Origin of the sequence: Pseudomonas gregormendelii (genome assembly GCF_017114825.1) — a bacterium.
Lineage (GTDB): Bacteria > Pseudomonadota > Gammaproteobacteria > Pseudomonadales > Pseudomonadaceae > Aquipseudomonas > Aquipseudomonas gregormendelii.
In genome coordinates, this window is sequence record NZ_JADEVO010000015.1 from 116,258 (window position 1) to 122,758 (window position 6,501).

At 54.9% G+C, this 6,501-nt stretch carries 5 protein-coding genes; 3 read left to right on the top strand and 2 right to left on the bottom strand.

Features of this window, described 5'->3' with window-relative positions:
* Positions 1-29: 29 nt before the first annotated feature.
* Complete coding sequence (locus IMW75_RS12920; RefSeq protein WP_205892811.1) at positions 30-659, bottom strand: response regulator; 630 nt, start codon at positions 657-659, stop codon at positions 30-32.
* A gap of 371 nt (positions 660-1,030) precedes the next feature.
* Here IMW75_RS12920 and IMW75_RS12925 point away from each other — a divergent pair, with 371 nt between their 5' ends.
* Both IMW75_RS12925 and IMW75_RS12930 read left to right on the top strand, forming a co-directional pair.
* A complete protein-coding gene (locus tag IMW75_RS12925; RefSeq protein WP_205892812.1) occupies positions 1,031-1,465 on the top strand; it encodes a cupin domain-containing protein in 435 nt (144 codons plus the stop codon).
* A gap of 232 nt (positions 1,466-1,697) precedes the next feature.
* A complete protein-coding gene (locus tag IMW75_RS12930; RefSeq protein WP_237142274.1) occupies positions 1,698-4,130 on the top strand; it encodes an ATP-binding protein in 2,433 nt (810 codons plus the stop codon).
* 158 nt (positions 4,131-4,288) lie between these two features.
* Here IMW75_RS12930 and IMW75_RS12935 read toward each other — a convergent pair whose 3' ends face one another.
* On the bottom strand, positions 4,289-4,699 hold the full coding sequence (locus IMW75_RS12935) for a hypothetical protein (RefSeq protein WP_205892813.1): 411 nt from the start codon (positions 4,697-4,699) through the stop codon (positions 4,289-4,291).
* Between the two features lie 404 nt (positions 4,700-5,103).
* Here IMW75_RS12935 and IMW75_RS12940 point away from each other — a divergent pair, with 404 nt between their 5' ends.
* Positions 5,104-5,841: a response regulator gene (locus IMW75_RS12940; RefSeq protein WP_237142275.1), complete on the top strand. Its 738-nt coding sequence runs from the start codon at positions 5,104-5,106 to the stop codon at positions 5,839-5,841.
* The last annotated feature ends 660 nt before the right edge of the window (positions 5,842-6,501 follow it).

Here is a 6,501-nt window from a genome sequence, read left to right on the forward strand (position 1 = left end):
AACCGGGATCTGTGAGTGAGGGGCGCGGCTCAAGCCAGGCCGCAGGCCTTGAGGTGCGTGAACAGGCCGGCCGCCGTGTCCACGCCCAGCTTGCGCATGGCGCTGCTCTTCTGGGTACTGATGGTCTGCTTGCTGCGACACAGGCGCTGGGCAATCATGCTGACGCCGAGCCCCGAACCGATCAGGCGCAGCACTTCCACTTCCCGGGCCGACAGTTGATTGAGTTGTTGCGAACTGTCGTGACCAACGTTGAGCAATTGCCGGATCGAGGGCGACATGAACGGTCGCTCGCCACGGTGGTTAATGGCTTTTGGCAAGTCATTGAGCAACCCGCGCTTGCTCACCAGGCCGCGAATGTTCAGCTTCAACAACTGGCTGGTCAATGTCGGGTTATCGAGCATGGTGACCACGACTATTGCCATGTCGGGGTAGTGCCTGCGCAATCGCTGAATCAGCCGCAGCCCATCCATCTGGTCGTCGCAGGGCATGTTCAGGTCGGTGACCAGCAGCTCGCAGGGCTGCTGGTGCAGCACGTCAAGCAGCGTTTCCACGCTTTGCGCCTCGCCGACAATCTTGAGTGCGCTTTGGCTTCTCAGTACGGCGCGCACGCCCATCAGGGTGATTGGGTGGTCGTCGGCTATCACTACGCGCAGGGGCATGATCGGACTGTACTCTCGGGTTCGGGATGGCCGCAGGCAGGTGTAACCGGTGAAGGTTGACGGCCTGAAAACAGCGATGAAGATATTGAGCAGATAACCTACAGCGATTTTTTGCCGGGTGATGCAAGAAAAGCCTTAAAAAAAGGCGCGGATACTTCGGCTGTTCGGGGAAAGACTTAAGTGTGTCGCTGTCCGGCAGGCGGTGTCGTAATTAGGCGTATTCCGATGTGCGTGCCGGGGTGGATCGTATATATAGTTGGAAGCCTTGCGGGAGTACGTTTGCGCAGGGCGCAGATCGGTTATTTGAATGATTTTTCAAATGGCGACAAGAAAAATAATGATGCGTTTTTCTGCGGAGAGTGACGTCGTACATGTTTGATATTATAAAATCAAAAACAGTTCTACTCACTTGGGGTATCGGCTTGTCATTGTTGGCGGGTTCGGTAAGTGCACACAATCAATCCGTCGTTGAATCAGAGACGTTACTTCGTAGTAGTGCATCCTGGGATGGGCTTCCTTATGTGGCTTACCCGAGCGGATCCCCCGAGCTGACGGTGCTTAAAATTTCCATCCCGGCAAACACGGCATTACCTTGGCATACGCATCCAATGCCCAATGCTGCCTACGTTTTGTCCGGAGAGCTTACTGTCGAGAAAAAGGACATTGGCGAGAAAAAGACCCTGGGCGCAGGGCAGGTGCTGCCGGAGATGGTGGGGACGTTGCATCGTGGCCTGACGGGCGACTTGCCCGCGGTGCTGATTGTGTTTTATGCCGGGGCCAAAGGGATGCCGTTGTCCCAGCCTTGATGCGCTGCGTGGCCGACAATCAATAGGTAGCCGTTCGGGCGCGATTGCGCTGTTTGCCGTTGCACTGGCGGCGCTATTCCAACCATGCGCTCATTACAATTTCGTAAACATATTTCAAGAAGTGTCCGAATTAAAGAGTCTTACAATAAGTTCCACCCATCGATCTTATTGATGGCGGTGTATGAGTCTTTATGACAGGGAATGATGGATGAAGTGGTCAGGTGCGGCCGGTATGCGGCGCAATCTTGAGATGCCAGGGGCCCAGGGTGAACAGGCGTCGGGCAAGGGATCGTTGCGTGGTTTCCTGCGGATACTGGTGTTGATGATCGCCGGTTTTCAGGGGGAGGCCTGGAGCCAGTCCAGCGACTTGTTTACCGCGCAGGAGCTGGCCTGGATAGCTGCGCATCCGGTGTTGACCATTGGCATCGACCCCGAGTGGCGTCCCATCGAATACATGGGGGACGGCGTCTACAGGGGGCTCAGCGCCGAGTACATGAAGGCGGTCGCCAGAGTGTCCGGGCTGGAGTTTCGCCTGGCACCGCCGGTAGGCTGGGCGAGTGCTACCGAGGCACTGCTTGAGGGACGTGTCGATCTGCTTCCGGCTGTTTCCGAATGGCTGGCGCCTCCGAAGCTGCGGCAACGGATCGCTTACAGCGAACCGTACTTTGTCGGCTCCACCCTGATCGTCACCCAGGCGAGTTCGCCGGTTATCTTTGATCCGCGCCAACTCAGCGGTAAACGGGTTGCCGTCAAGGGCGGGGGCAGTTACGAACAAAGCTTGCGCGCGAGTTACCCCGACATCGACCTGGTGGTAGTTGATAGTCCTGCTCAAGCGCTGGAGCAGGTCGCCATAGGCCACGCCTACGCGGCGGTCGATATCGAAGCGGCACTGATTCCGATCCTGCAGAAACGCTACTTCGATACCCTGCACGTGGCGGGTTCTCTTCCGGATATGCTCGCGGTGGTCAGGATTGGTACGCGCATTGGAGATCAGTTGTTGATCTCCATCATCGACAAGTCGCTGGCTTCGCTGACCGCGAAGGAGACCGACCTGATGCTGGCGCAATGGGTAAGCACCACCAATTACAAGCTGCCTTCGTGGTCGACAATGCTGCATTACTACATGTGGGAGCTGGCACTCGCCGTCATCTTGTTGCTCGCCTTCGTTTTCCTGTTGTTGCGAGCGTACAGGGCTCGACGCCGTGCCGAGCGCAGCGAGCGCGACAAGGCCATGTTCCTTGCGGTCATGAGCCATGAAATCCGTACGCCGATGAATGCCGTCCTGTCGTCGGTGGAGTTGCTGGGGCGCAGCAAGTTGTCGCCTGACGACGCGTTGTTGGCCAAGGTCGCCGTCACCAGCGCCAATTCCCTGTTGGGGCTGCTGGACGATGTGCTGGATTTTTCCAAGCTCGAAGCCGACAAGCTGGAGTTGCGCTGTCTGCCGACTGATTTGCAGGCTCTGATTCAGGACGCGTTGAGTATCGTCGAGTCGCGGGCCCAGGAAAAACGCCTGCGGTTGAGCATGTCGGTGCGGCTGGATTCGCCACTGTGGCTGGTCATCGACGCCCAGCGGGTACGTCAGGTGCTGATCAATCTGTTGTCTAATGCGATCAAGTTTACCGAGGCGGGCTTGGTCAGCGTCGAGGCTGAAGTGACGGTCGACCCGCTTATCTGCGGAACCGGTCGGCTGCGTTTAGTGGTGTCGGACACCGGGATGGGTATCACCAGGCGCCAACAGCTGCGGCTGTTCCAGGCGTTTTCCCAAGTGGATGAATCCGTCACGCGCAAGTTTGGCGGTTCCGGTTTGGGGCTTACGATCTGCGCCAGCCTGCTGAAGTTGATGGGTGGCTCCATTCGACTGGAGAGTCAGTTCGGGCGTGGTACCCAGGTAGAGGTGCTGTTGAGTGCGCCCTTGGTCCCGCCTTTGAACAACCCGATGCACGAAGGGCATACCGCTCCGTTGTCGACGGGGGAGCGGCGTGCGCTAAGTGTGCTGGTGGTAGAGGATCATCCGGAAAACCAGTTTGTCATCAAGCGCCAGCTGCAGGCACTGGGGCACTGCGTTACGCAGGCAGAAACCGGGGAACTGGGGCTCAGCCTGCACGCCCGTTCGACGTTCGACATCATCCTGCTGGACTGCAATTTGCCAGACATAGATGGCTACGCATTTGCCGCGCGTGTTCGTCGACGGGAGGTCGAGACCCTGGAGCGTGTGCCGATCATAGCGATCTCGGCGCTGGTCGGCCCCGAGCACATGAGTGTTTGTTTCGAGGCTGGTATGGATGGCGTACTGGCCAAGCCATTGAGAATCGACCAGCTGGGGCAAATCATTGACCTGTGGTGTGATGTCACGCCGCTGGCGACGGTTGATGCAGACGAGCCGCCTGGCGTTGAAGTTGATTTGCAACAGGCATTTATTGCGACCTCCAGCATGGACCTTGGGTATATGTTCCAGGCCCTTGGCGCCAGTGACTGGTTTCAGGTGGCCCGCCTGGCCCATCGTATTTCCGGGGCCGCCATGATGCTCGGGGTAACCGATGTGGCTGCTGCTGCGCAGGAGGTCGAGTACCTGGCAGCAGAGGCAGGGGACGCCCAGGGCATTGCGGCGGCAATCGAACGCCTGCGAGCAACAGTTGACTCTTTGTCATGCTTTGACATTGGGTGATTCGCCGTGGCCGGCAAACCGGTGTTGTCGATAGGCGCCCTCTGTGGCCCTTTGGTACCTGTCCCTGGGCGATCAAGGCCTTCGATTGGCGGGCGCGGTCTGGAGGTTGACTTGCACTAATTGACGGGGCGAAAGTCATTCGTCCTGTCATTCGGGTTTTATTTGAAGCAGATCAGCATAAAGCTTTGAGAGGTATCGCCTGAAGGGCCTGCCTTACCCATATATGATGTGATTACGGTGACGCGATCCTGCCGTGGTGCTGCACCCAGTTTCGCTATCCCATAGAGCAGATCATCTTCGCCCTCGCTGGCAGTCGTGGATGCCGAGCAAAATGCGGGTGCTTCTTTATAGGTGTCGGGCTTGAAATTAATTTCGTAGTTTGCAAACCAATCTTTTTGGGAAAAGTATTTTACGCTATCGATCCATTCCGATGACTGACTGAGTACTTTTCCCTCTTTGCTGATCGAGGCGGTAAAGTACTCATTTTCTGCATGGGCTGAGAATGCTGTGCAGCTGATGCTTAGTACGGCCAGCAGGGCAGAATTTCGCAATACTTTATTTGGGTTCATAGTGTGCCTCCAGAAATGTGGTGCCTGCCAATAATTTACAGGGCAACGCAAACCTAAGTTGAGATAGGGTTGGGGTCAATTGCTGTAAAGTATCTGAATATAACAACTGTACATGTTGAAAATTTTTTGCAGGCGCCAAGGTGGGTCTTTGGTATGGATGATTAATGACGGTTGGGTTGATGATGTTTTTACATGTTGGGATTTTTTCGAGTTCGAAGTGGATTGATTTTTGGTATGGATGATTAACGTGCCGATACCAGCATTTTTCGCACCATGGGATTAATCCGAAACTCTAAAAATTTAGGAATATTCCTATTTTGTTTGGGCGCTGGTTCTCTGTATTCTTGGCTCTGCTTGTTCCAGTCATAGTAACCTTGGGAAACGTATGGGCTTGTGCTCAAGACATGAGCGGCCATTTTGCTTGTCCTGAGGCAAAGGAATTTTTCATGGTTTCATTGTTTCGTCCCATTCGCCTTATGGTGCTGGATGACCATGCGCTTATTCTGCAAGGCATCTCCGAGAATGTCAGGGAAGAGCGGGATATCACTGTGCTTGGGTATTTTACCCAGAGCCAGAAATTGATCGACGCATTGAGTCAACAGGAGGTGGATGTGGTCCTCATGGACTATTCCCTGAGTCCGGGCGAGGTGGACGGACTAAACCTGATTCGCGGCTTGCGGATCAAGTTTCCCAAGGTGAGCCTTCTGGTGATTTCCGCACTGCACGCCCCGGCTACGGTGGCCATGGCGATGCGCTGCGGTGCAAAGGGTTTCCTGGGCAAGGAAACGGCAAAGGAGCAGTTGCCGATAGCGATTCGTCGTGTCGCCAGCGGGCGTGATTACCTGCATCCCATGATGGAAAACGAACTGCGGGACAATCAGGTGTCAATCGTCAAGGAGAGCCAGGAAGATCTGGCGAACCCTTTGGGGTTGAACACGTTGATCACATCCAGCGAGCTTTCGGTTCGTGAGCGGGAAGTATTGCGTTGTTGCCTGGATGGCTTGTCGGTGACGCAAATCGCCCAGAAATTCACGCGCAGCGTCAAGACCATCAGCACCCAAAAGCATCCTGCCTATAGAAAGCTCGGGATTCGCAATGACAACGAATTGTTCAAGGTGCGTTCGCAGTTTGAGGGTTGGTAGTGCGGCGGCTCATTGTGTTACAGCGTGCCGGCCTGTCACTGCGGCCACCGCTTTTTACTGACAGGTCTGAATGCACACGACGAAATGACGTACATAATGCGGGGGGTATGGGCACGGGCGAGAACGCGAAGGCGTCATTGATTAAGGGGCTACCTCATAGGCTTAGTATTTACTAAGTGGTGAATTGCCGATCGACGTATCGCGCGAAGCCGTTAAGGTGCATGAAAATGAACAATGTGAGAGCGCTTCTGACTATAAGCGCCCTGTCATCACTTTCGCTGTGGATTGATTTTTTTCTCATTTTTTTAGTGCCTATTTATTTATGGCAGGCATCACCCTCTGAAATTGCGATTCTAGCCTTCTCCTTGGGTGCAGCTTCACTATTCGTGGGCCCCATAGCGGGCATTATTCTAGATCGTATACATATTAGAGTCAGCTTTCTTTCGGGAATGTCATTGCGGATTCTCACTACATTAGGATTTTTTCTCGCGCCTAGCTTCGAGTGGTTTGTAATAATGGCCGTGCTTAAAGGTGGCGGTTGCAGGAGCTGAGTGCAACACGGTTATTGAATCGAAGTGGGAGTATCGTGCCGCATCGCAATGGCCTTTTGCATCACCTCACTCATCACTTCGATCGGACATTTGAAATCGAAGCGTTTAC